Consider the following 19,504-nt stretch of genomic DNA (forward strand, 5'->3'; position numbering starts at 1 on the left):
CGCGGCATGGTGCTCAGGATCGCCGCCGCCGACCTGCGACGGGTGTTCCTGCACCTGCAGGGATTGTCCGACCCGCCGGCGCGGCGGGTCGGTCCGGGCGAGCTTTGCGATCTTGTCGACCGTCTCGGCTTCGTCCAGGTCGACAGCATCAACACCGTTACCCGCGCCCATCACCAGATCCTGTTCTCGCGCAACCAGACCTATCGCGAGAACGGGCTCACCCGGCTGCTGGAGCGCGACCGGGCCCTGTTCGAGAACTGGACCCATGACGCGGCGGTGATCCCGTCAAGCGCCTGGCCCTACTGGCGCCACCGTTTCGAGCGCCAGCGCGAGCGGCTGAAAGCGCGCTGGACCAACTGGCAAGGGGGCGACTTCCACGACGAGATCGACCGGGTGCGCGACCACATCGTCGAGAACGGTCCCTCGCGCGGGCGGGATTTCGACGGCGAGCGGGAACGCAAGGAGCCGGGCTGGTGGAACTGGCAGCCGGGCAAGACGGCGCTGGAATATCTCTGGCGCACCGGCGAGATCGCCGTCACCGCGCGGGAGAATTTCGCCAAGATCTACGACCTCGCCGAAAGGGTCATTCCGCGCGAGCATTTCTCCCGCGAGGTCAGCCACGCGGATTTCGTCGACTGGGCCTGCCGCGAGGCGCTTGCGCGGCTCGGCGTTGCGACGCCCGGCGAGATCGCCGCTTTCTACGATCTGGTCAAGCCGGAGGAGGCGAAGGCCTGGTGCGCAGCGCGGGTCGGCGACACGGTCCTGCCGGTGGAGGTCGATTTCGGCAGGGACATGCCCCGGCGGGCGGGCTTTGCCCGTCCCGATATCGAGGCGCTGGTGGCGGAGGCTCCCGAGCCGCCGGCGCGGGTGCGGACGCTCAGTCCCTTCGATCCGGTGCTGCGCGACCGCAAGCGGGCCGAGCGGCTGTTCGGCTTTTCCTACCGGATCGAGGTCTTCGTCCCGGCGCCGAAGCGCACCTATGGCTATTACGTTTACCCGATGCTGGAAAAGGACCGGCTGATCGGCCGGATCGACATGATCTGCCGGCGGGCGGAGGGCGAGCTTCTCGTCACCGCCTTCTGGCCGGAGCGCGGCATTCGCCTTGGCGAGGGCCGGCTTGCCCGGCTGGAGGCCGAGCTTGCCCGCATGGCCCGCTTCACCGGCATGGACCGCGTGCGCCTGGCCGATGGCTGGCGACGCGACCCCGCCGGCTGAGACGGGTCTTCCGTCAGTTCCTGCCCGTCAGTTTTTCGTGGTCAGGATCCGCTCGATTTCCTCGGGCGGGTGTTTGGTCAGCGTCTTGTCGACCTCGGCGACAACGCGCGAGGCGACCTCCTTGTGGAACTCCTTGCGCAGGTCTCCAAGGGTCATCGGCGGTGCCACGACGATGAGCTTGGAGAAGCGTCCCTTGTGGGCTTCCTTGTAGAGCACTGCGGCGATCCTGCCGGCGAAGCGATGCTTCTCGATCAGGTGCCAGTCGGTCGGCTCCATCGCGCTGCGGTTCGGACCGGGGCCGTCACTGCGCCGTCCGGGCGCGTCCGTGCCCTGCTCCGATGTCGCCGGGTTGTCCTGTTCCAGGACCCGGAGAACCTCGAGGTTGGGATAGTCGGCATCGCCCTGGTTGCGGAAGAACAGGGCTTTCTCGCCGTCTCCCACCAGTACCCAGCTGTCGTGCTCGATACGCAATCCGCTCATGATCGGGTCTCCTTCGCGAGTGTCGCCGATGCCGTGCGGCACCGGGTGCGCCTGCGAGCCAAAGCGCGTCGCAAGCGCGCGCCCCCGTCACTCCACGTAGGTATGCCTTCGCGGCTTTTGAATGGCTGTCGGTGAAAGGCTGGCGATGAAGGGCTGCCGGTCAGCGTCTGCCCGCGAGCTCCGCCAACAGCGCCGCGCATCCGCGCTCCAGCATCTCATGGACATCGGCGAAGCCGTCCGCGCCTCCGTAATAGGGGTCGGGAACGTCCCGATCGAGGAACCGGCGCAGCCGGGCGGGCGCACCGGCGGGCGCCAGGGCCTCCAGGTCCGCAAGGTTGGCGGCGTCCATCGCAAGGATCAGGTCGAAGCGCGAGAAATCCTCGGTGCAGACCTGACGGGCGCGCAGGGAGGAAATATCGATGCCGTGGCGCGCGGCGATGGCGATGGAGCGCGGGTCGGGCGCCTTGCCGACATGCCAGGCGGCGGTGCCGGCGCTGTCGACCTCCATGTCCGGCCGGTCGCCTGCCTGGGCGCGCAGGATGCCCTCGGCCAGCGGCGAGCGGCAGATATTGCCAAGACAGACGAAGAGGATGCGTGTCACCTTCGTGAGCTCCCTTGTCGTGCCCCTCGGGGCCGTGGTTGCGTTGCCGCCTCCGGCGGCGGTGGCTGTGTAGCCGCCTCCGGCGGCGGTGGCTGTATAGCCGCCTCCGGCGGCGGTGGTTGTCTTGCCGCGTCCCGCGTGTTCCCATCGCGGCGTCCGGATATCCCGGTGAAACGGAGGCAAGGAGACCGCTGATGACCGAGAAACTCGCCGGCAAGGCCCGCGCCGATGCCCTTGCGGCACTGCCCGGATGGCAGGAGGCGGAGGGGCGTGACGCGATCGCCCGAACCTTCACCTTCAAGGACTTCAACGAGGCCTTCGGCTTCATGACACGGGCGGCGCTTGTCGCGGAGAAGATGAACCACCACCCCGAATGGTTCAATGTCTACAAGACCGTCGAGGTGGTGCTGACGACCCATGATGCCGGCGGCCTCAGCGATCTGGACCTGCGTCTTGCGCGGGCCATGGACCGGATCGCCGGGGTCTGACAAGGCGCGTTTGACGCGGCGGCGAGGTTCTCAGCCGCGCTCAAGCGTGAAGACGTGGACCTCGTCGGGCCCCGTCTCGCGGGACACGAGCCGGTGGCCGGCTTCCTGGCAGAAATGGGGAATGTCGATCACCGACATCGGGTCCGTCGACAGGATGCGGACGCGCGCGCCGGGCTTCATCGCCGTCATCGCCTTGCGCGCCTTGAGCACCGGCAGCGGGCATTTCAGCCCCTTCAGGTCCAGCTCGTGGTCGACATCTTCGGTCATGCGGGGTCTCCGGCCCGGTTCTCGCGTCATTTTCCCGCCCCGCGTCGTATCCGTGGCGGCGGGAATTGTGCGGGTGTCGCAAGGGATGCAATGATCCGGTTCCCGAACCAAGTCCCGACAGGAGCATATGTCCCCGATGACCAGCGGCAAGCCCGATGCGACCGATATACTCGATTTCTGGTGGATGGCGGGACCGCCCAGGTGGTTCGCCCGCAGCGATGCGTTCGACGAGGAGATCCGAGACCGCTTCGGCACGCTGGTCGCGGCAGCGCGCGAGGGCGAGCTGGACGGCTGGGCGGAGGCACCGCACGGGGCGCTGGCGCTCCTGCTGCTGCTCGACCAGTTCCCCCGCAACATCTACCGGGGCGACCCGTTGGCCTTTGCCTCCGACGCGCGTGCCCGCACGATTGCCGGCAAGGCGGTCGAGAGCAGGTTCGACCGGGCTTTTCCCAAGCAGGCGCGCCCGTTCTTCTACCTGCCCTTCGAGCATGCCGAGGAGATGGCGGCGCAGGAACGCAGCGTCGACCTGTTCCGCCGTCATGGCGAACAGGAGGCCTATCTCTACGCCCTCGTCCATCTTGACGTGATCCGGCGCTTCGGCCGGTTTCCCCACCGCAACACGGTGCTCGGGCGGGTGTCGACCGAGGCGGAGAAAGCCTTCCTCGCGGATGGTGGTTTCAGCGCCTGAGCGGCGACTGCACAAAATATGTGCACATAATTTAGCCACATTCGGTCGCCGGATGTGGCTATTTTTTGTGCAATTAGGTGGGCGCCCCGACCGACTGTCACTCGGGTGCGGACGGTTCTCGGACACTTCGATCAAGCTTCTGTTTTTATTTATTTAATCGCAAATTTTCTGCCGCTTTCCGTGCCGCTTTCCGCGGCGCAACACGAGTTGGCACGCTCCTTGATACCTATGACCCGGCGTTAACCGGACCGGTCGTTTGCGCGGCATCACCGCCGTCGGGGTCCGCCGGCACAAGCCAGCAGCTGCTGACCGACGCGTTTGCGCGGCGGACCGGTGAAAGCGAAACAGGGAAAGGAACGGAAACGAGCATGAAAATCGTGATGGCGATCATCAAGCCGTTCAAGCTCGACGAGGTGCGCGACGCCCTCACGAGCCTCGGCGTCCAGGGTCTGACCGTGACCGAGGTCAAGGGCTATGGCCGGCAGAAGGGACATACGGAAATCTATCGCGGCACCGAATACGCCGTCAGCTTCCTGCCGAAACTGAAGATCGAGGTCGCCGTGGCCTCAGACCTCGCCGACAAGGTGGTCGAGGCCATCGCAGGCGCTGCCAAGACCGGCCAGATCGGCGACGGCAAGATCTTCGTCTACGCGCTCGACCAGGTTCAGCGCATCCGCACCGGCGAAACCGACGCCACCGCGCTTTGATCGATTCCGAGCAGAGGAAACCCCGATGAACACTCGTTTCAAGATCGCCGGAACGGCTTCGCTTGCGCTTCTCGCGGCGACCGGTGCGGCTCTCGCCCAGGACACCACGGCCGCGGCCGAAGCGCCGCAATACGCGCTCGCTTCCGAGACGGCCTATATCTTCAACACGCTGCTGTTTCTTCTTGGCGGCTTTCTGGTCATGTGGATGGCGGCAGGCTTCGCCATGCTCGAGGCCGGCATGGTGCGTTCCAAGAACGTCTCGATGCAGTGCCTGAAGAACATCACGCTCTACTCGACCGCCGGCCTGATGTTCTGGATCACCGGCTACAACCTCATGTATACGGGCGTTGACGGCGGCTACATGGGCTCCTTCGGCCCCTACGCGATGGACGCGGTCGGCGGCAATGCCCTCGACACCGGCTACTCGACGGCGTCCGACTGGTTCTTCCAGATGGTGTTCTGCGCCACCACGGCGTCGATCGTCTCCGGCACCCTGGCCGAGCGCATCAAGCTGTGGCCGTTCCTCATCTTCACGGTCATCCTGACCGGCATCATCTACCCGATCGCCGGCTCGTGGGAGTGGGGCGCGGGCTGGCTCGACGGCATGGGCTTCTCGGACTTCGCCGGCTCCACGCTCGTGCATTCCGTCGGTGGCTGGGCGGCGCTCGCCGGTGCCCTGGTGCTTGGCGCGCGTACCGGCAAGTACACGGCCAACGGCGTGCATCCGATGCCCGGTTCCTCCATGCCGCTTGCCACGCTCGGGACGTTCATCCTGTGGCTCGGCTGGTTCGGCTTCAACGGCGCCTCGCAGCTTGCCATGGGCACGATCGGTGACGTCACGGACGTGTCGCGCATCTTCGTCAACACCAACATGGCTGCTGCAGCCGGCGTCGTGGTCGCGGTGATCCTCACCCAGATCATGTACAAGAAGGTCGACGTGACGATGGCGCTCAACGGCGCGCTGGCCGGCCTGGTGTCGATCACCGCCGAGCCGCTGGCTCCGTCGGTGTGGCAGGCCGTGTTCATCGGTGCCGTCGGCGGCGTGATCGTCGTCTTCACCGTGCCGCTGCTCGACAAGCTGAAGATCGACGATGTCGTCGGCGCCATCCCGGTCCACCTCGTGGCCGGCATCTGGGGCACGCTGATCGTGCCGCTGACGAACTCCGACGCGACCTATGGCGTGCAGTTCATCGGCGTCATCGCCTACGGCGTCTTCACCTTCGTCTTCAGCCTGGTCATCTGGCTGGTGCTGAAATCGACCATCGGCATCCGCGTCACGCCCGAGGAAGAGGCGCTTGGCCTCGACAAGGTCGAGGTGGGCGTCGAGGCCTACCCGGAATTCGGTCAGGGCAGCCAGCGCGTCTGAGCCCGGCCGGCAAGTCTCCCGAAGCAGCCGTCGTGACCGGCGGCTGCACCTTGAAGCCCGGGGTTCGTCCCCGGGCTTTTTTTGCTTGGCCGACGGCCATTGCCGTTTGTGCCGCAAGGCGGCATCCTGCACCCCGCTTCGGGCGGCATGCACCTGCCCGGGCGTCCGGACATTTTTGATCCCGCCCGTCAGGCCAAGGGCAGAACGCAAGGACCATGGCATGCCGCTGATCGTCTCCTTCCCGCTCACCGTGGCGCCGCTTCTCGTCTACAACGTGCTTGCCTTCTCGCTGCTGGGCGATGCCGGCGGGGATCCGTGGCAGGCACCGGTGCTGACGCTGGAGCTTGTCTCCGGTGCCCGCTTCACCCTGGTGGTGGGCGACCTGATGATCATCGCCGGGCTGGTGCTGCTCTTCATCGAACTGCTCAAGGCGACCCGCACGGGCGTCGTCGCGCTCACCGACCACATCCTGTCGACGCTGGTCTTCATCGCCTATCTGGTCGAGTTCCTGACCGTGCGCGAGGCGGCGACCTCGGTGTTCTTCATCCTGATGTGCGTGACGCTGGTCGATGTCATCGCCGGGTTCTCGATCACCATCACCGGTGCGCGCCGCGACTTCGGCGTTTCCAACGGCGACCATCTGCGCTGAACCACCGGGCGGCTGTCGCCATGTTGCCGGACCTCTCGACCAGGCGGCTTTTGCTGCGGCCCCGGACGATGGCCGATCTTGATGCCTGCATCGCCATGGATCGCGACCCGGAGGTGACGCGGTTCATTCCCGGTCCCTGGGCGGATGCGCAGGCGCATGAGGCCTTCGTGCGGAACCGGGTTTTGCGCAACTGGGGGCCGGGGCTCGGCTACTGGTCGATCTTCGCAAGCGCCGCGCCGGGCTGTTTCCTTGGCTGGGTCCTGCTGCTTCCTGTTGATGGGGAGAAGAGAGGGGATGGCGATGAGGTCGAGATCGGCTGGCGGGTGGTGCGCGCCGCCTGGGGCCTTGGCTATGCCTCCGAGGCCGCCCTTGCCGTCGTTGCCCATGCCTTCGACACGCTCGGGCTTTCGCGGATCCTTGCGGAAATCGATCCCGGCAATGCCGGCTCGATCCGGGTCGCGGAAAAGATCGGCATGCGGCGCGATGGCGCTGTCCCAACCAGGGCCGGCGATGCCGTTTTCGTCATGACCCGGGACGATCTGCGCAGGACCCGCTTCTGAAACAGGGGCGGGTCTGGCCGCTCCGATCCCGCATCCCCTGTGTATTCCTCCCTGCAGAAACCGTGGAAAACCGGGCTTTTCGCGCGCTCTTCACCCAAAAGTTAACAAAACCTTACTCGCTGGCATGGCATTTGCGCTAAATTCTACGGCAACAAGGCCAATGTTCCAAATTGGCACGCCGAGGAGGCGAAGATGCGGATCGAACAGGGATATCGTCCCGCGAGGGGACCTGGAGAGACAGCGCGCAGGGCCCGCACCGAAACCGGTGCGGCATCTCAGGCCGACGCGTCGGCCAGCCGTGAGGTCGTTGCCGTCGATCCGGTCGCCGCTGTCAGGTCGGACCGCTTCTACGGCTTCCACCGGCCGAACGCCGCCTTCATCGCCCAGCTGATCGCCGCGCGCGAGCACCTGCCCCAGTCGCGGGCGCGGCGCCGCGCGGCGCCGACCGAGGCCATTGACGCCTATCGCGCCGTCGAGCGCCAGCCGCGCAAGCTGCATGCCGGCCGCGTCCTTGCCGTCAGCCTCTGAGCCAGCCGGCCAGCTGTCTGTTCGCCGCCAACGCAAAAACCCCGCCCGGCAGGCCGCCGCGCGGGGTTTCGTGTTTCGGGAAACGGTGTGAAACGGCTCAATAGCCGATGGCGCAGCCGTCCTTGCGCGGGTCGGATCCGCCGATGAGCATGCCGTTTTTCCGGTCGATGAGGATCGCCTGGGCACCGCCGATCGGTTCGTTCGACGGTGTCACCTTGTGGCCGAGTGCGCGCAGGCCCGCCACGGTTCCCTCCGGCACCCAGCGCTCGGCCTGCAGCACATGGGTCGTCTCGTCGAAGAACATGCGCGGCGCGTCGATCGCCTGCTGCGGGTCCATGCCGAAATCCACCATGTTGGTGAGCACATGGGCATGGCCGCAGGGCTGGTAACCGCCGCCCATCACGCCGAAGGAGAGGAACGGGCGTCCCTCCTTCATCACCATCGCGGGAATGATCGTGTGCAAGGGGCGCTTGCCCCCGTCGATGCAGTTGGGATGGCCCGGCTGCAGGCGGAAGCAGGCGCCGCGGTTCTGCAGCAGCACGCCGCTCCCGGGCGCGCAGATGCCGGATCCGAAATCCTTGTAGACCGAGTTGATCAGCGACACGGCCATGCCGTCGGCGTCGACCACGGACAGGTAGACCGTGTCCGAGGAGGGGCCGAGCAGGGCCGGGGGAATGTCGGTCATGCGCGCCGTCGGCGACATGCGGGCCGCGAGCCTGTCGAGATAGCTGTCCGCCAGGAAGGCGTCCGGGCCATGTTCCATATGCGCCGCGTCGGCGAGGAACAGGTCGCGCACCGAATAGGCGATCCGCCCGGCCTCAAGTTCGAGGTGGAAGCGCTCGGCGCCGACGGGATTGAGCGGGGCGAGGTCGAAGCGCTCCAGCAGGCCGAGCATGACCAGCGCGATGAAGCCCTGGCCGTTGGGCGGCAGCTCGACCACGTCGACGCCCCGGTAGTTGCGGCTCACCGGGGTCATCGGCAAGGCGGTCATGCCGGCAAGGTCGTCGAGCGTCATCAGCCCGCCCTTGGCGGCCAGCGTGTCGACGATGTCGCGCGCCACGTCGCCCTCGTAAAAGGCGGCCGCGCCCTCGGCGGCGATCTTCTCCAGCGTGCGGGCAAGGGCGGGATGGCGCATCACCGTGCCGACCTTCGGCACCTGGCCGTCAACGAGATACTCGGCGGTGGCGCCGGCATCGGCCGAGAGTTTCTCCCTGTTGCGGGCCCAGTCATGGGCAACGCGCGGGGCGACCGCGTAGCCGTCGCGGGCATAGGAGATCGCGCGCTTGAGGACGTCGGCAAGGGACCGCAGGCCGTGGGCGGCAAGGAGATCCTGCCAGGCTCGCACCGCGCCGGGCACGGTGACGGCATGCGGCCCGTGCGGATCGATCGCGGTGACGCCGAGTTCGGCAAGCCGGGCCGGGGTGGCGGCCTTGGGCGCGGGGCCGGAACCGTTGATGCCGGCAATCGTGCCGTCGGGCTTTGCGACGATGGCGAAGCAGTCGCCGCCAATGCCGGTCATCTGGGGTTCGACCACGGCGAGCACGGCGGCGGCGGGGACGGCCGCGTCGACCGCGTTGCCGCCGCCCTGCAGCACTTCAAGCGCGGCGGCGCTGGCCAGCGGATGAGAGGTCGCCGCCATCGCGTTGGGCGCGTAGGCGGTCGAACGTCCGGGGGCGTGGAAATCGCGCATGCTGGGCCTTCCTTCTTGGTGGCGGCTTGCCGGCAGGAAGCAGGCGGACCGCAAAGGCGGGAGGTGACGGGTGGTCCGGGCGACGAGGGCCGGGACGGAAGGTGGCGGGACCTATTGTTTCCGCATCAGAATGAGTGCTTATCGTTTTTGTCCGTTGGTTGGCAACCGGGACGCTGATAGCCATTTCACGGAACAGTACCGAAAGCCGACCGGGAGACCATATCCAATGAGCAAACTCACTCTTGCCCAGGCGGAAAAGATCATCGCCTCCGCCTTCGCCAAGGGGGCGGAGCTGTCCCTCAAGCCGCTCACCGTCGCGGTGCTGGATGCGGGCGGCCACATGGTGGCGCTGTCCCGCCAGGACGGCTCCTCGATCCTGCGTCCGCAGGTGGCCAGCGGCAAGGCCTTCGGCGCGGTTGCCGTGGGCGCCGGCTCGCGCTGGCTCGACGACAACGCCAAGACCCGGCCGCATTTCGTGCAGGCGCTGAACGGGGTGGCCGGCGGGGCCATCGTGCCGGTGCCGGGCGGCGTGCTGATCCGCGAATCGAAGGGCGGCGAGATCCTCGGCGCGGTCGGCATCACCGGCGACACGTCCGACAATGACGAGGCCTGCGCCATCGCCGGCATCGAGGCAGTCGGCCTGACGCCCGACCAGGGCTGATCCTCGCGGCCCGGCGTGCCGCCCGCAGCGGGCGACGGGTCAGGATCGTGGCGGGTTCCGGCGACCGGAGCCCGCCTGCCTGCTCAGCCCTTGCCGCCGTCGGCGATGGAATCGATCTTCTTCTGCATGTCGGCAAGCTGCCGCTTCAGCGCGTCGAGGTCGTCGGCGCTCGCTGCGGCCGGGCCCTTTGCCGGCTCGGCCGGCCGGGCCTGTCCTGCCTGCCCGTTTTCCTCGCCCTCCTTGCCCGCGCCGAAGGGCAGGAACATGCGCATCGCCCGGTCGAAGATCTCGGCGTTGCGCTTGACCTGGTCCTCGATCACGTCGAAGGCGGTGGTGCCAAGGGCATTGGACATCTGCTCGCGCATCCGGTCCTGTTCCCTGGTGAGCGAGGAGATGGAGAAGTCGAGATAGCTCGGCACCACGTTCTGCATGCTGTCGCCATAGAAGCGGATGAGCTGGCGCAGGAACGTGATCGGCAGCAGGTTCTGCCCCTTGTTCTCCTGTTCGAAGATGATCTGGGTGAGCACCGAGCGGGTGATCTCGTCCCCGCTCTTGGCGTCGAAGACCACGAAATCCTCTTCGGCCTTGACCATCAGGGCGAGGTCTTCCAGCGTCACATAGGTGCTGGTGCCGGTGTTGTAGAGGCGGCGGTTCGCGTATTTCTTGATGATTGTCGGCTCGGTCGTCTTTGCCATGTCGGTTTTCGGATCCCGGCTTTGCGCACCGTTCAGGACCCGGTGCGTCTTTCCTCCCAGCGGCGCCCGCGCGTGAACGCGCGCGCAACGTCTCCTGCACTGCACGATAAGCCAATCGTGGCCGGGCGCACCACCGTTTTGTCGACGGCGCCCGCGCGCGCCCTGTCCCGACGAAAGAATGACCCGCCGTGCGCCGGTTTTGCCCGGTGCGGCCGGGGGTCCCGGTTGACTACGGTCGCGCGGGCGTCTCTAGTTCGGGAGAAAGCGCGCGCGTGAAGCCAACGACAAAAGAGGGGACGCGCGCCACGGGAGGTCCGGATAGTCTCGGGAGATCATGAAATGAGCGCAGCCACCGACGTCGTCATTGTCAGCGCCACACGCAGCGCAGTCGGGTCCTTCAACGGAGCCTTCGCCAACACCCCCGCCCACGAGCTCGGCGCGGCCGTCATCCGCTCCGCGCTGGAGCGTGCCTCCGTCGCGGCGGCCGATGTGGACGAGGTCGTCTTCGGTCAGGTCCTCACCGCCGGACAGGGCCAGAATCCCGCCCGCCAGGCCGCCATCCTCGCCGGCATTCCCGACAGCGCCACTGCCTGGGTGCTGAACCAGGTCTGCGGTTCGGGCCTGCGCACCGTCGCCATCGCCATGCAGCAGATCGCGGCGGGCGATGCCTCGGTGGTCGTCGCCGGCGGCCAGGAGAACATGTCGCTGTCGCCGCACTGCGCCCATATGCGCGCCGGCTACAAGATGGGCGACTACAAGATGATCGACACGATGATCAAGGACGGCCTGTGGGACGCCTTCAACGGCTACCACATGGGCCAGACGGCGGAAAACGTCGCCGAGAAGTGGCAGATCTCCCGCGACCAGCAGGACCAGTTCGCCGTCGCCTCGCAGAACAAGGCGGAAGCTGCCCAGAAGGCCGGCCGCTTCAGGGACGAGATCACGCCCTTCACCATCAAGGAGCGCAAGGGCGAGCGCGTTGTCGAGGACGACGAGTACATCCGCCACGGCGCCAGCCTCGACGGCATGGCGAAGCTGCGCCCGGCCTTCACCAAGGACGGCACGGTGACCGCCGGCAATGCCTCGGGCATCAATGACGGCGCCGCCGCGCTGGTGGTGATGAGCGCCGCGGAAGCCGCCAGGCGCGGCCTGACGCCGCTGGCCCGCGTCGCTTCCTGGGCGACCGCCGGCGTCGACCCGACGATCATGGGCTCCGGCCCGATCCCGGCCTCGCGCAAGGCGCTCGACAAGGCGGGCTGGAAGGTCGAGGACCTCGACCTGGTGGAAGCCAACGAGGCCTTCCCCGCCCAGGCCGGCGCGGTCACCAAGCACATGGGCTGGAACCCGGACATCGTCAACGTCAATGGCGGCGCCATTGCCATCGGCCATCCGATCGGCGCCTCGGGCGCCCGCGTCCTGGTCACCCTTCTGCACGAAATGGCGCGCCGTGACGTGAAGAAGGGCCTTGCGACGCTTTGCATCGGCGGCGGCATGGGCGTGGCGCTCTGCGTCGAGCGCTGAGCGGGAAGCGCCGGTCCGGTTCGGAGGGACCGGACGCTTCTTGACACGGATCATGGCGGGAGACGACCGAACCGCCATGATCCATCGCATACCGGAAGAACAGGCCGCCGCCAGAGGCATCGGCGGCCTGCAACACGCGGGAGGAAATGCATGAGCAATGTGGCAATCGTGACGGGCGGAACGCGGGGCATCGGGGCGGCGATCTCGAAGGGCCTGAAGGACGCCGGCTATACGGGCGCGGCGCCCTGTGCGGGCCACGCCGCGGGGGGCGAGGCGCCCGAGGGCGAGGCGGGCAGGCATGTCTACAAGTGGGATGTTGCCGATGCCGCCGCCTGCCAGGACGGCGTCACCCAGGTCGTGTCGGATCTCGGCGCGGTCTCGGTGCTCGTCAACAATGCCGGCATCACCCGCGACGGCTGGTTCCACAAGATGGACTACGAGCAGTGGTCGGCGGTGATCCGCACCAATCTCGATTCCATGTTCACCATGACCCGCCCGGTGATCGACGGGATGCGCGAGCGCGGCCACGGCCGGATCGTCAACATCTCCTCGATCAACGGCCAGAAGGGCCAGCTCGGCCAGACCAACTATTCGGCGGCCAAGGCCGGCGTCATCGGTTTCACCAAGGCGCTCGCCTCGGAAAACGCCCGCAAGGGCATCACGGTCAACGCCATCTGCCCCGGCTATATCGACACGGACATGGTCGCGGCCGTGCCGGAGAAGGTGCTGGAGGGGATCATCGCCGGCATTCCGGTCGGGCGTCTCGGCCAGGCGGAGGAGATCGCCGCTGCGGTCGCCTATCTTGCCTCGAAACAGGCGGCCTTCATGACCGGCGCGGTGCTCACCATCAATGGCGGCCAGTATTACGCCAACGGCTGAGCGAGGCAGACACAGCCCGCACGAGCCGAGTTTCAGGGCTTCCGGTACGCCGGGAGCCCTTTTCGTTCCAAAGGCGGCAGACGACCGGGGGGCGGGCCGTCCTTGCAGGAAGGGACAGGCCGTCAGCCCTCGGCCGCCTTTGTCAGGGCAGCGATCGTGCCCAATGGCAGAGTTGCCGGGCCGCGGGCAGCGGCCCAAGCGTGAGCCGGTAGAAATCGAAGAGATCCGCTCGTTCGGACGCAAGAAAATAGCAGAAATGCAGCTTGAAGAAACGGAACCGCAGATGGCGGTAGCGCTCTGCCGACATCCGGTCCGGCACCTTCACGCTGAAACGCCTCGGCTCGCGGACATGGGGCGCCAGATGTGGTGCATAGGTCGCCACCGGCTCGGTTCTCCCGCAGCAAAGAACATCGTGGGGGGCGTAGACGTCGGTCCAGTCGAGATGTTTTGCCTGGGCCAGGCTCGCGACCGTGGCGCCGAAACCTCGATGCGCGCCGAAGCCGCCGACATAGGCGAATGCCGAACCCATTGTCAGAACGGTGACCTTGCCCTGTGTCGAACCGAAGTCCGGTCTGCGTTTCAGCACCACCTCCAGCGTGTAGAGCAGGACGAAGGTTCCGGAACTGTGGGCGACCAGGACGAGTTCCTCGTCCGGCTCGCATCGGCGGGCAATCTGGATGATCCGGTCGGCGAATTCGATGATTCGGGCCGTCATCTGCGGGTCTTCGTCGCGCGCCAGACGGCCGATGGAATACCAGTCATGGATCAGGTACCAGACGTAGGTCCAGCGCTCCACGAACCGGGTCGTCCAGTAAAGCAAGGCCATCCAGGCCAGACCGGACGCAACGCTCAGGACCGCGTGCAACGGGCCGGTTCCGGGAAGAATGAAGGGCAAAAGCAGCGTTGGCACGACCGACAGGATCAGGAAAACGAGGATTGCAACCATCGGATAGAGAAAGAAGAGGCCGTTCATCCAGTTGGCGCGCAGCCGTTCGCTGTAGCCGCCAGCCCGCGCGAACAGCGTGAGTGTACGCAAGGCCCCGGCAATAACAGCCCACAAGGGGCGCTGAAAATCGCGCCTGCCCAGATCCCGCCAACCCAGTAGCGAAAAGTCTGTCGTTACCGTGCCTTCGGGCCATGCGACCCTGCCGGTCCAGTCGAGGGACGATTCTCCCGATCCCGGCCTTGCGTCGGAAAACCCGCCCTCTACCGACCGGAGTGCACAAAAACGGGCCAGTTCTTCCCTGAGTTGACTGAGCACTGTCTCAGGCCGGCGCAGGTCGTAGCCTGGAATATAGACGACCCTGCGTTTGCGGATCGCCGGACTTCTACTGCTTTCCTGATCCATGCGGCCTTGGCAAACCGTGCTGATCATGCCGGCGAGAACCGTGCATGCGAATGAATCCGCTCAACGTCCAGAATTTGTGTCTGTTTTGCAAGGTGTTCCACCGTGTCTCCGGAACCTCCCGCAGGAGTGCGCAATGCCCGCGTGTCGTGGAGACCGTTGCCGGATGGAGCAGCTTCAGACGGCAAAAAGGCCGGTGCTTGCGCGCCGGCCTCTTCAATTCGCATGCTTGTCGCCGCGTGCGACGTCAGGCCCGCAAGGGCCGAGACATCACGCTCAGACGTCGTCCTTCGGCGCCAGGATCTGACGGCCCCGGTACATGCCGGTCTTCAGATCGACGTGATGCGGGCGGCGAAGCTCGCCCGAATCCTTGTCCTCGACATAAGTCTGCTGCCTCAGGGCGTCCGTGGAGCGACGCGCGCCGCGCTTCATGCGCGAGGTTTTTCTCTTCGGAACGGCCATTGTTCTTCTCTCCGTCGTGCAATAACCATCGGAACCCGGACCGGGTCAGCCCGGGGCGTGGGTCCGCACGGTGTGCAGGAATGGCGGGCTTATACCGAACCTTGCGCCGCTTTGCCAGCCCGAATGGCAAAAAATTTGGCCTGCGCGGAGCGATTCTTTTCCGCCCTCACGAGCCGAAACCCGGCAGGCAGCCGAGATGGGCGTCGATGGCCGACGCCCGGCCCCGGTTGATGCGCGCCAGCCGGTCGTGCCCGGGGCGCGGGCGGGCCGGGTTGCGGGCCAGCGGATTGGGCAGCGCGGTGGCAAGCCGGGCGGCCTCCGTGCGGCTGAGGTCGGCGGCCGGCTTGCCGAACCAGGACTGCGCGGCGGCCTCCGCGCCGAACACCCCCTCGCCCCACTCGGCGATGTTGAGATAGATCTCCAGGATGCGCCGCTTGGTCAGCATGGCGTCGAGCATCAGGGCGAGCGGCAGCTCCATCGCCTTGCGGACATAGTCCCGGTCGTTCCACAGGAACAGGTTCTTGGCGACCTGCATGGTCAGCGTCGAGGCGCCGCGCGGGTTCTCACCCTCGTTCAGCGCCTCGATCTGCTTGTCGAGCGCCTCCCAGTCGATGCCGTTGTGCTGGCAGAAGCGGGCGTCCTCGGACGCGATCACCGAGCGTATGAGATGCGGGGAGATCGCGTCGAGGCGCACATAGGTCCGCTCGACCCAAAGCCCGCTCACATAGCGGCCGAGCATCAGGGTGCTGACCGGCGGCACCACCGCATAAAGCAGCGTCAGCACGGGCGGCAGCAGCAGCAGGGCCAGCAGCCCCCGCAGCGCCCAGCGGCGCACCTGTCGTGCCAGCGAGATCCGCCTGCCCGTGTCCGCCTCTTCAGGGCCGGTCCGCTTGCGGCTCCTCATCGGCAGGGCGCCTGTGTCCGGCGCCGCGTCATGATCCTCGACTGTCCCGCCATCACGGTTCGCAAGCTCCCCGGCCACGTCTGCGCGCTGCGCCGCCCTGTCGGCCCCGCTTTCGTCCAGGGAGCCTTCGCAAGATGCCCTTCTGGTCAATACAGGCAGTGGCGGGAGCGCACAACTCGCCGCGCCGGATTGGAGCGTGAGGACATCCGCCCGGTCGATCCACCGGTTGACCTGCGGCCGGATTTTCGACACTGAAACCGGCAGGGGTGCCGCCCCGCCCGTATCGTTCCCGTCCAGCCGGAGCCCGAGCGTGACCGCCGACCTTGCCACACAACTTGCAACACAGCTCGCCGCGGATGCCGAACGGGTGGAGGCGATGCTCGCGGCCGTTCTCGTCGCGGAGCCGGGAGACGGGGAAAGCCCGCGTCCGGCACGGATCATCGAGGCAATGCGCCACGCCTGCCTTGGCGGCGGCAAGCGCCTGCGTCCGGCCCTGGTGCTGGCAGCGGCGCGGCTGTTCGGCCGCGACGACGAGGGCGTGGCGCTGGCCGGCGCGGCGCTGGAATGCATCCATTGCTATTCGCTCGTTCATGACGACCTGCCGGCCATGGACGACGACGACATGCGCCGTGGCCGGCCGACCGTGCACAAGGCCTTTGACGAGGCGACCGCCATCCTTGCAGGCGATGCGCTTCTGACGCTTGCCTTCGACCTGATCGCCGACCCGCGTGTAGATGCCTCGGCGGAGGTGCGGCTTGCCGCCTCGCGGGACCTTGCCCGCGCCTCCGGATTCGGCGGCATGGCGGGCGGGCAGATGCTCGATCTTGCCTCGGAACATCGCGAGCGCAGCGAGGCGGAGATCCGCCTGCTGCAGGCGATGAAGACGGGCGCCCTGATCCGTTATGGCGCGCGCACCGGTGCACGCCTTGCCGGTGCCGATGCGGACGACATCGAAACCCTGACCCGGTTCGGGGAAATCGTCGGTCTTGCCTTCCAGCTCGCCGACGACCTTCTCGACGTGGAAGGCGACGTGGCGCGGCTCGGCAAGGCGGCGGGCAAGGACGCGGCCGCCGGCAAGGCGACGCTTGTGGCGCTGAAGGGCGCCGACTGGACGCGGGCCGAGCTGCAACGGCTGGTCGGAGAGGCGGAGGCGCTGCTGGCGCCCTTCGGCACGCGGGCGGCGCCGCTTGTCGCGCTCGCTCGCTACGTGGCGGTGCGCGACCGCTGAGTCTGTTCAGCCGAGAAAGGCGGCCATGTGCAGGGCCGCGACCTCGGCGGACTGGGCGTGTTCGCGGCCAAAGGGGCAGGCGCGGCGGGCAAGGCAGCCCGTGTGGCAGGCGGCATCCGGCGTGGCCCGCAGATGGGCAAGGCAACGCGGCACGTCATAGCTTGCCGGCGGCAGGGCATCGGCCAGCGCACCCGCCGGACAGGCAGAAATGCAGGGTTTTTCCAGGCAGGTTTCGCAAGGGCCGGGCTCGGTGGCCGACGCGGTCGCCTCAATCGGCTCGGCCGACAGAAGCGCGGCGCGCAGGCCGATCCAGGGGCCGAACGCGCGATGCGCCAGGACGCCCATCGGCGAGGGCGAGAAACCGCCCGTTCGCAGCGCCCAGCGCTGGAATGGAAAATAGGGCGGTCCCTCGAAGGGAAAGACGATGCCGAGCCGGAACTCCGAGGCCAGGGCGGACAGCACCCGCCGCGTGTAGCGGTCGAGCGGGTCGGGCCTGTCGTCCGCCGCCTCCGGGCTTTTGCGAAACGGCGTGAAGAGCTCGTCGGAGAGCGAGCCGACGAGGGTGAGCGCGCGGGCCGGCCGGCCGTCCGCGACGTCGGGCAGATGATCGGCCGGGGTCGCTGCGAACCGGCCGAGCAGGCGGAAGCCGGCGCGGGCGAGGGCCGCGCCGGGATCTTCCCTGCCGTCCCCATCCCCGGCCCTACCCCGCGCCCCGCTCATCTTTCAGTGCATCGGTTCAGCGCAGGCGGTCGCGCTTGGCCAGGGTCCTGAGGCGCAGGGCGTTCAGGCGGATGAAGCCGGCTGCGTCCTTCTGGTCATAGGCACCGCGGTCGTCCTCGAAGGTGACGAGTTCCTCCGAATAGAGCGAATAGGGCGACTGCCGGCCGACGACGATGACATTGCCCTTGTAGAGCTTGAGGCGGACCTCGCCGGCGACCATTTCCTGGCTCTTGTCGATCAGCGCCTGCAGCATCTCGCGCTCGGGCGAGAACCAGAAGCCGTTGTAGATCAGCTCCGCATAGCGCGGCATCAGCTCGTCCTTGAGATGCGAGGCACCCCGGTCGAGCGTGATCGATTCCATCGCCCGGTGGGCGGTGAGCAGGATGGTGCCGCCGGGCGTCTCGTAGACGCCGCGCGACTTCATGCCGACGAAGCGGTTCTCGACGAGATCAAGCCGGCCGATGCCGTTGTCGCGGCCATAATCGTTGAGCTTCGCGAACAGGGTTGCCGGGGACATTGCCTCGCCGTTCAGCGAGACGGCGTCGCCCTTGTCGAAGCCGATGGTGATCTCGGTGGCGACATCGGGGGCATCCATCGGCGAGAGCGTGCGCTGGTGCACGTATTCCGGCGGCTCGACCCAGGGATCCTCCAGCACCTTTCCTTCCGAGGAGGAGTGCAGCATGTTGGCGTCGACCGAGAAGGGCGACTCGCCGCGCTTGTCCTTCGGCACCGGGATCTGGTGCTTCTCGGCGAAGTCGATCAGGTCGGTGCGCGACTTGAACGTCCAGTCGCGCCAGGGCGCGATCACCTTGATGTCGGGATCGAGCGCATAGGCGGACAGCTCGAAGCGGACCTGGTCGTTGCCCTTGCCGGTGGCGCCATGGGCGATGGCGTCGGCGCCGGTCTCGTGGGCGATCTCGATCAGGCGCTTGGAGATCAGCGGCCGGGCGATCGAGGTGCCGAGCAGGTAGACGCCCTCATAGACGGCATTGGCACGGAACATCGGAAAGACGAAATCGCGCATGAACTCCTCGCGCAGATCGTCGATATGGATTTCCTTGATGCCAAGCAGCTCGGCCTTCTTGCGTGCCGGCTCCAGTTCCTCGCCCTGGCCGAGATCGGCGGTGAAGGTCACCACCTCGCAGCCATATTCGGTCTGCAGCCATTTCAGGATGATCGAGGTATCGAGGCCGCCGGAATAGGCGAGCACCACCTTCTTGATGTCTTTGTGTGCCATGGGCTCCGTGGTCCAGTCCTGGGCAGGTTGTGGCGGGTCGCGGCGATCCCGCGCGCCATGAGGCGCCGGCGGGCCTTGAGCAGGCCGCCGGCGGGTTGAAATCCGGGCGCACTGTAGCCCTTGCGCGGCGGAGCGCAAGCGGGGAAACCCGCCTTTTCGGGCGGTATCAGCCGCGCGGAAGGGGACGCCAGCCAGGTGGCGCCATCTCGAAGCCGGCGAACTCGAACCCCGGCGCCACCGTGCAGCCGACGAGGGTCCAGCGGCCGAGGCTTTCCGCCGTTTGCCAGGCGCCGGCCGGCACGATCCCTTGCGGGCGCTGATGCGCGGCAAGGTCCGGCCCCAGATGCAGGGAACGGGCATCGTGGCCGTTTTCCGAAATCGTCAGCGCCAGCGGGCCGCCGGCATGCCAGTGCCAGATCTCGACGGCGTCCACCCGGTGCCAGGCCGAAAGTTCGCCGGCTTCCAGAAGGTAGTAGATCGCGGTCGAGCGGGCGCGGCCGTTGGCGTCGACCTCCGGGTCTCGAAACGTCTCGCGATAGTGGCCGCCCTCGGGATGGGGCTCGAGGCCGAGCAGCGCGATGATATCGGCGGCGGAAAGCGAGGCGTCGATCAT

General features: G+C 67.2%; 23 protein-coding genes. 12 read left to right on the top strand and 11 right to left on the bottom strand.

The genetic code is table 11. The annotated features are described in order from the left end of the window. The first annotated feature begins 6 nt into the window (after positions 1 to 6). Positions 7 to 1,215 (top strand): winged helix-turn-helix domain-containing protein, encoded by a 1,209-nt coding sequence (locus tag ACN0T5_RS02845; protein WP_417767105.1) that lies wholly within the window; start codon positions 7 to 9, stop codon positions 1,213 to 1,215. 27 nt (positions 1,216 to 1,242) lie between these two features. Here the strand turns inward: ACN0T5_RS02845 and ACN0T5_RS02850 are convergent, their stop codons facing one another. Further along, complete coding sequence (locus tag ACN0T5_RS02850; protein ID WP_417767106.1) at positions 1,243 to 1,695, bottom strand: host attachment protein; 453 nt, start codon at positions 1,693 to 1,695, stop codon at positions 1,243 to 1,245. A gap of 160 nt (positions 1,696 to 1,855) precedes the next feature. Beyond that, on the bottom strand, positions 1,856 to 2,296 hold the full coding sequence (locus tag ACN0T5_RS02855; protein ID WP_417767107.1) for a low molecular weight protein-tyrosine-phosphatase: 441 nt from the start codon (positions 2,294 to 2,296) through the stop codon (positions 1,856 to 1,858). 194 nt (positions 2,297 to 2,490) lie between these two features. Here ACN0T5_RS02855 and ACN0T5_RS02860 point away from each other — a divergent pair, with 194 nt between their 5' ends. Continuing rightward, complete coding sequence (locus tag ACN0T5_RS02860; RefSeq protein ID WP_417767108.1) at positions 2,491 to 2,784, top strand: 4a-hydroxytetrahydrobiopterin dehydratase; 294 nt, start codon at positions 2,491 to 2,493, stop codon at positions 2,782 to 2,784. Positions 2,785 to 2,814: 30 nt separating this feature from the next. Here the strand turns inward: ACN0T5_RS02860 and ACN0T5_RS02865 are convergent, their stop codons facing one another. Further along, the gene (locus ACN0T5_RS02865; protein ID WP_417767109.1) at positions 2,815 to 3,051 is read right to left on the bottom strand and encodes a sulfurtransferase TusA family protein; all 237 of its coding nucleotides are present in this window, start codon (positions 3,049 to 3,051) and stop codon (positions 2,815 to 2,817) included. Positions 3,052 to 3,187: 136 nt separating this feature from the next. Here ACN0T5_RS02865 and ACN0T5_RS02870 point away from each other — a divergent pair, with 136 nt between their 5' ends. From ACN0T5_RS02870 to ACN0T5_RS02895, 6 genes are all read left to right on the top strand, one after another. Continuing rightward, a complete protein-coding gene (locus ACN0T5_RS02870) occupies positions 3,188 to 3,739 on the top strand; it encodes a DUF924 family protein (RefSeq protein ID WP_417767110.1) in 552 nt (183 codons plus the stop codon). 368 nt (positions 3,740 to 4,107) lie between these two features. Beyond that, complete coding sequence (locus ACN0T5_RS02875; RefSeq protein WP_417767111.1) at positions 4,108 to 4,446, top strand: P-II family nitrogen regulator; 339 nt, start codon at positions 4,108 to 4,110, stop codon at positions 4,444 to 4,446. A gap of 25 nt (positions 4,447 to 4,471) precedes the next feature. Then, positions 4,472 to 5,812: an ammonium transporter gene (locus ACN0T5_RS02880; protein ID WP_417767112.1), complete on the top strand. Its 1,341-nt coding sequence runs from the start codon at positions 4,472 to 4,474 to the stop codon at positions 5,810 to 5,812. Between the two features lie 220 nt (positions 5,813 to 6,032). Further along, the gene (locus tag ACN0T5_RS02885) at positions 6,033 to 6,461 is read left to right on the top strand and encodes a hypothetical protein (protein ID WP_417767113.1); all 429 of its coding nucleotides are present in this window, start codon (positions 6,033 to 6,035) and stop codon (positions 6,459 to 6,461) included. 20 nt (positions 6,462 to 6,481) lie between these two features. Next, positions 6,482 to 7,021: a GNAT family N-acetyltransferase gene (locus ACN0T5_RS02890; RefSeq protein WP_417767114.1), complete on the top strand. Its 540-nt coding sequence runs from the start codon at positions 6,482 to 6,484 to the stop codon at positions 7,019 to 7,021. Between the two features lie 192 nt (positions 7,022 to 7,213). After that, positions 7,214 to 7,549, top strand: coding sequence for a hypothetical protein (locus ACN0T5_RS02895; RefSeq protein ID WP_417767115.1), 336 nt, complete (start codon positions 7,214 to 7,216; stop codon positions 7,547 to 7,549). A gap of 97 nt (positions 7,550 to 7,646) precedes the next feature. On the opposite strand, the gene ggt is transcribed toward ACN0T5_RS02895, so the two are convergent. Next, on the bottom strand, positions 7,647 to 9,239 hold the full coding sequence (ggt, locus tag ACN0T5_RS02900; RefSeq protein WP_417767116.1) for a gamma-glutamyltransferase: 1,593 nt from the start codon (positions 9,237 to 9,239) through the stop codon (positions 7,647 to 7,649). 226 nt (positions 9,240 to 9,465) lie between these two features. Between ggt and ACN0T5_RS02905 the strand changes: the two genes are divergently transcribed. Next, a complete protein-coding gene (locus ACN0T5_RS02905; protein ID WP_417767117.1) occupies positions 9,466 to 9,900 on the top strand; it encodes a GlcG/HbpS family heme-binding protein in 435 nt (144 codons plus the stop codon). Positions 9,901 to 9,983: 83 nt separating this feature from the next. Here the strand turns inward: ACN0T5_RS02905 and phaR are convergent, their stop codons facing one another. Then, the gene (gene phaR, locus ACN0T5_RS02910) at positions 9,984 to 10,595 is read right to left on the bottom strand and encodes a polyhydroxyalkanoate synthesis repressor PhaR (RefSeq protein ID WP_417767118.1); all 612 of its coding nucleotides are present in this window, start codon (positions 10,593 to 10,595) and stop codon (positions 9,984 to 9,986) included. Positions 10,596 to 10,934: 339 nt separating this feature from the next. On the opposite strand from phaR, the gene ACN0T5_RS02915 reads away from it, so the two are divergent. Together ACN0T5_RS02915 and phbB are read left to right on the top strand one after the other, a co-directional pair. Next, positions 10,935 to 12,116, top strand: coding sequence for an acetyl-CoA C-acetyltransferase (locus ACN0T5_RS02915; RefSeq protein ID WP_417767119.1), 1,182 nt, complete (start codon positions 10,935 to 10,937; stop codon positions 12,114 to 12,116). Positions 12,117 to 12,266: 150 nt separating this feature from the next. Further along, positions 12,267 to 12,995 carry an acetoacetyl-CoA reductase gene (phbB, locus tag ACN0T5_RS02920; RefSeq protein WP_417767120.1) on the top strand — a complete coding sequence of 243 codons (729 nt, stop codon included), beginning with the start codon at positions 12,267 to 12,269 and terminating at the stop codon, positions 12,993 to 12,995. 142 nt (positions 12,996 to 13,137) lie between these two features. Here phbB and ACN0T5_RS02925 read toward each other — a convergent pair whose 3' ends face one another. The 3 genes from ACN0T5_RS02925 to mtgA all read right to left on the bottom strand — a co-directional run bounded on the left by ACN0T5_RS02925 (position 13,138) and on the right by mtgA (position 15,706). Continuing rightward, positions 13,138 to 14,370 (bottom strand): hypothetical protein, encoded by a 1,233-nt coding sequence (locus tag ACN0T5_RS02925; protein WP_417767121.1) that lies wholly within the window; start codon positions 14,368 to 14,370, stop codon positions 13,138 to 13,140. A gap of 246 nt (positions 14,371 to 14,616) precedes the next feature. Further along, a complete protein-coding gene (gene rpmF / locus ACN0T5_RS02930; RefSeq protein WP_417767122.1) occupies positions 14,617 to 14,802 on the bottom strand; it encodes a 50S ribosomal protein L32 in 186 nt (61 codons plus the stop codon). A 166-nt stretch (positions 14,803 to 14,968) separates the two neighbouring features. Continuing rightward, positions 14,969 to 15,706 carry a monofunctional biosynthetic peptidoglycan transglycosylase gene (mtgA, locus tag ACN0T5_RS02935; RefSeq protein WP_417767123.1) on the bottom strand — a complete coding sequence of 246 codons (738 nt, stop codon included), beginning with the start codon at positions 15,704 to 15,706 and terminating at the stop codon, positions 14,969 to 14,971. A gap of 376 nt (positions 15,707 to 16,082) precedes the next feature. On the opposite strand from mtgA, the gene ACN0T5_RS02940 reads away from it, so the two are divergent. Beyond that, positions 16,083 to 16,934 (top strand): polyprenyl synthetase family protein, encoded by an 852-nt coding sequence (locus tag ACN0T5_RS02940; RefSeq protein ID WP_417767156.1) that lies wholly within the window; start codon positions 16,083 to 16,085, stop codon positions 16,932 to 16,934. A gap of 6 nt (positions 16,935 to 16,940) precedes the next feature. On the opposite strand, the gene ACN0T5_RS02945 is transcribed toward ACN0T5_RS02940, so the two are convergent. The 3 genes from ACN0T5_RS02945 to ACN0T5_RS02955 all read right to left on the bottom strand — a co-directional run bounded on the left by ACN0T5_RS02945 (position 16,941) and on the right by ACN0T5_RS02955 (position 19,504). Further along, positions 16,941 to 17,654, bottom strand: a complete 714-nt coding sequence (locus ACN0T5_RS02945) for a hypothetical protein (RefSeq protein WP_417767124.1) — start codon at positions 17,652 to 17,654, stop codon at positions 16,941 to 16,943. Between the two features lie 16 nt (positions 17,655 to 17,670). Continuing rightward, positions 17,671 to 18,891 carry an argininosuccinate synthase gene (locus tag ACN0T5_RS02950; RefSeq protein WP_417767125.1) on the bottom strand — a complete coding sequence of 407 codons (1,221 nt, stop codon included), beginning with the start codon at positions 18,889 to 18,891 and terminating at the stop codon, positions 17,671 to 17,673. A 166-nt stretch (positions 18,892 to 19,057) separates the two neighbouring features. Then, positions 19,058 to 19,504, bottom strand: a complete 447-nt coding sequence (locus tag ACN0T5_RS02955) for a cupin domain-containing protein (RefSeq protein WP_417767126.1) — start codon at positions 19,502 to 19,504, stop codon at positions 19,058 to 19,060.

It is taken from the genome of Stappia sp., assembly GCF_048261845.1.
Classification (GTDB): domain Bacteria; phylum Pseudomonadota; class Alphaproteobacteria; order Rhizobiales; family Stappiaceae; genus Stappia.

Excerpts from the sequence above, each read along its gene's own strand:
- rpmF (WP_417767122.1), bottom strand. The coding sequence starts at position 14,802 with ATGGCCGTTCCGAAGAGAAAAACCTCGCGCATGAAGCGCGGCGCGCGT.
- ACN0T5_RS02945 (WP_417767124.1), bottom strand. The coding sequence starts at position 17,654 with ATGAGCGGGGCGCGGGGTAGGGCCGGGGATGGGGACGGCAGGGAAGAT.
- ACN0T5_RS02955 (WP_417767126.1), bottom strand. The coding sequence starts at position 19,504 with ATGATCGACGCCTCGCTTTCCGCCGCCGATATCATCGCGCTGCTCGGC.
- ACN0T5_RS02940 (WP_417767156.1), top strand. The coding sequence starts at position 16,083 with ATGCTCGCGGCCGTTCTCGTCGCGGAGCCGGGAGACGGGGAAAGCCCG.
- ACN0T5_RS02915 (WP_417767119.1), top strand. The coding sequence starts at position 10,935 with ATGAGCGCAGCCACCGACGTCGTCATTGTCAGCGCCACACGCAGCGCA.
- ACN0T5_RS02905 (WP_417767117.1), top strand. The coding sequence starts at position 9,466 with ATGAGCAAACTCACTCTTGCCCAGGCGGAAAAGATCATCGCCTCCGCC.
- ACN0T5_RS02885 (WP_417767113.1), top strand. The coding sequence starts at position 6,033 with ATGCCGCTGATCGTCTCCTTCCCGCTCACCGTGGCGCCGCTTCTCGTC.
- ACN0T5_RS02870 (WP_417767110.1), top strand. The coding sequence starts at position 3,188 with ATGACCAGCGGCAAGCCCGATGCGACCGATATACTCGATTTCTGGTGG.
- phaR (WP_417767118.1), bottom strand. The coding sequence starts at position 10,595 with ATGGCAAAGACGACCGAGCCGACAATCATCAAGAAATACGCGAACCGC.
- ACN0T5_RS02865 (WP_417767109.1), bottom strand. The coding sequence starts at position 3,051 with ATGACCGAAGATGTCGACCACGAGCTGGACCTGAAGGGGCTGAAATGC.
- ACN0T5_RS02845 (WP_417767105.1), top strand. The coding sequence starts at position 7 with ATGGTGCTCAGGATCGCCGCCGCCGACCTGCGACGGGTGTTCCTGCAC.
- ACN0T5_RS02875 (WP_417767111.1), top strand. The coding sequence starts at position 4,108 with ATGAAAATCGTGATGGCGATCATCAAGCCGTTCAAGCTCGACGAGGTG.
- ACN0T5_RS02880 (WP_417767112.1), top strand. The coding sequence starts at position 4,472 with ATGAACACTCGTTTCAAGATCGCCGGAACGGCTTCGCTTGCGCTTCTC.
- ACN0T5_RS02860 (WP_417767108.1), top strand. The coding sequence starts at position 2,491 with ATGACCGAGAAACTCGCCGGCAAGGCCCGCGCCGATGCCCTTGCGGCA.
- ACN0T5_RS02895 (WP_417767115.1), top strand. The coding sequence starts at position 7,214 with ATGCGGATCGAACAGGGATATCGTCCCGCGAGGGGACCTGGAGAGACA.
- ACN0T5_RS02850 (WP_417767106.1), bottom strand. The coding sequence starts at position 1,695 with ATGAGCGGATTGCGTATCGAGCACGACAGCTGGGTACTGGTGGGAGAC.
- ACN0T5_RS02925 (WP_417767121.1), bottom strand. The coding sequence starts at position 14,370 with ATGATCAGCACGGTTTGCCAAGGCCGCATGGATCAGGAAAGCAGTAGA.
- ggt (WP_417767116.1), bottom strand. The coding sequence starts at position 9,239 with ATGCGCGATTTCCACGCCCCCGGACGTTCGACCGCCTACGCGCCCAAC.
- ACN0T5_RS02890 (WP_417767114.1), top strand. The coding sequence starts at position 6,482 with ATGTTGCCGGACCTCTCGACCAGGCGGCTTTTGCTGCGGCCCCGGACG.
- ACN0T5_RS02950 (WP_417767125.1), bottom strand. The coding sequence starts at position 18,891 with ATGGCACACAAAGACATCAAGAAGGTGGTGCTCGCCTATTCCGGCGGC.
- phbB (WP_417767120.1), top strand. The coding sequence starts at position 12,267 with ATGAGCAATGTGGCAATCGTGACGGGCGGAACGCGGGGCATCGGGGCG.
- mtgA (WP_417767123.1), bottom strand. The coding sequence starts at position 15,706 with ATGAGGAGCCGCAAGCGGACCGGCCCTGAAGAGGCGGACACGGGCAGG.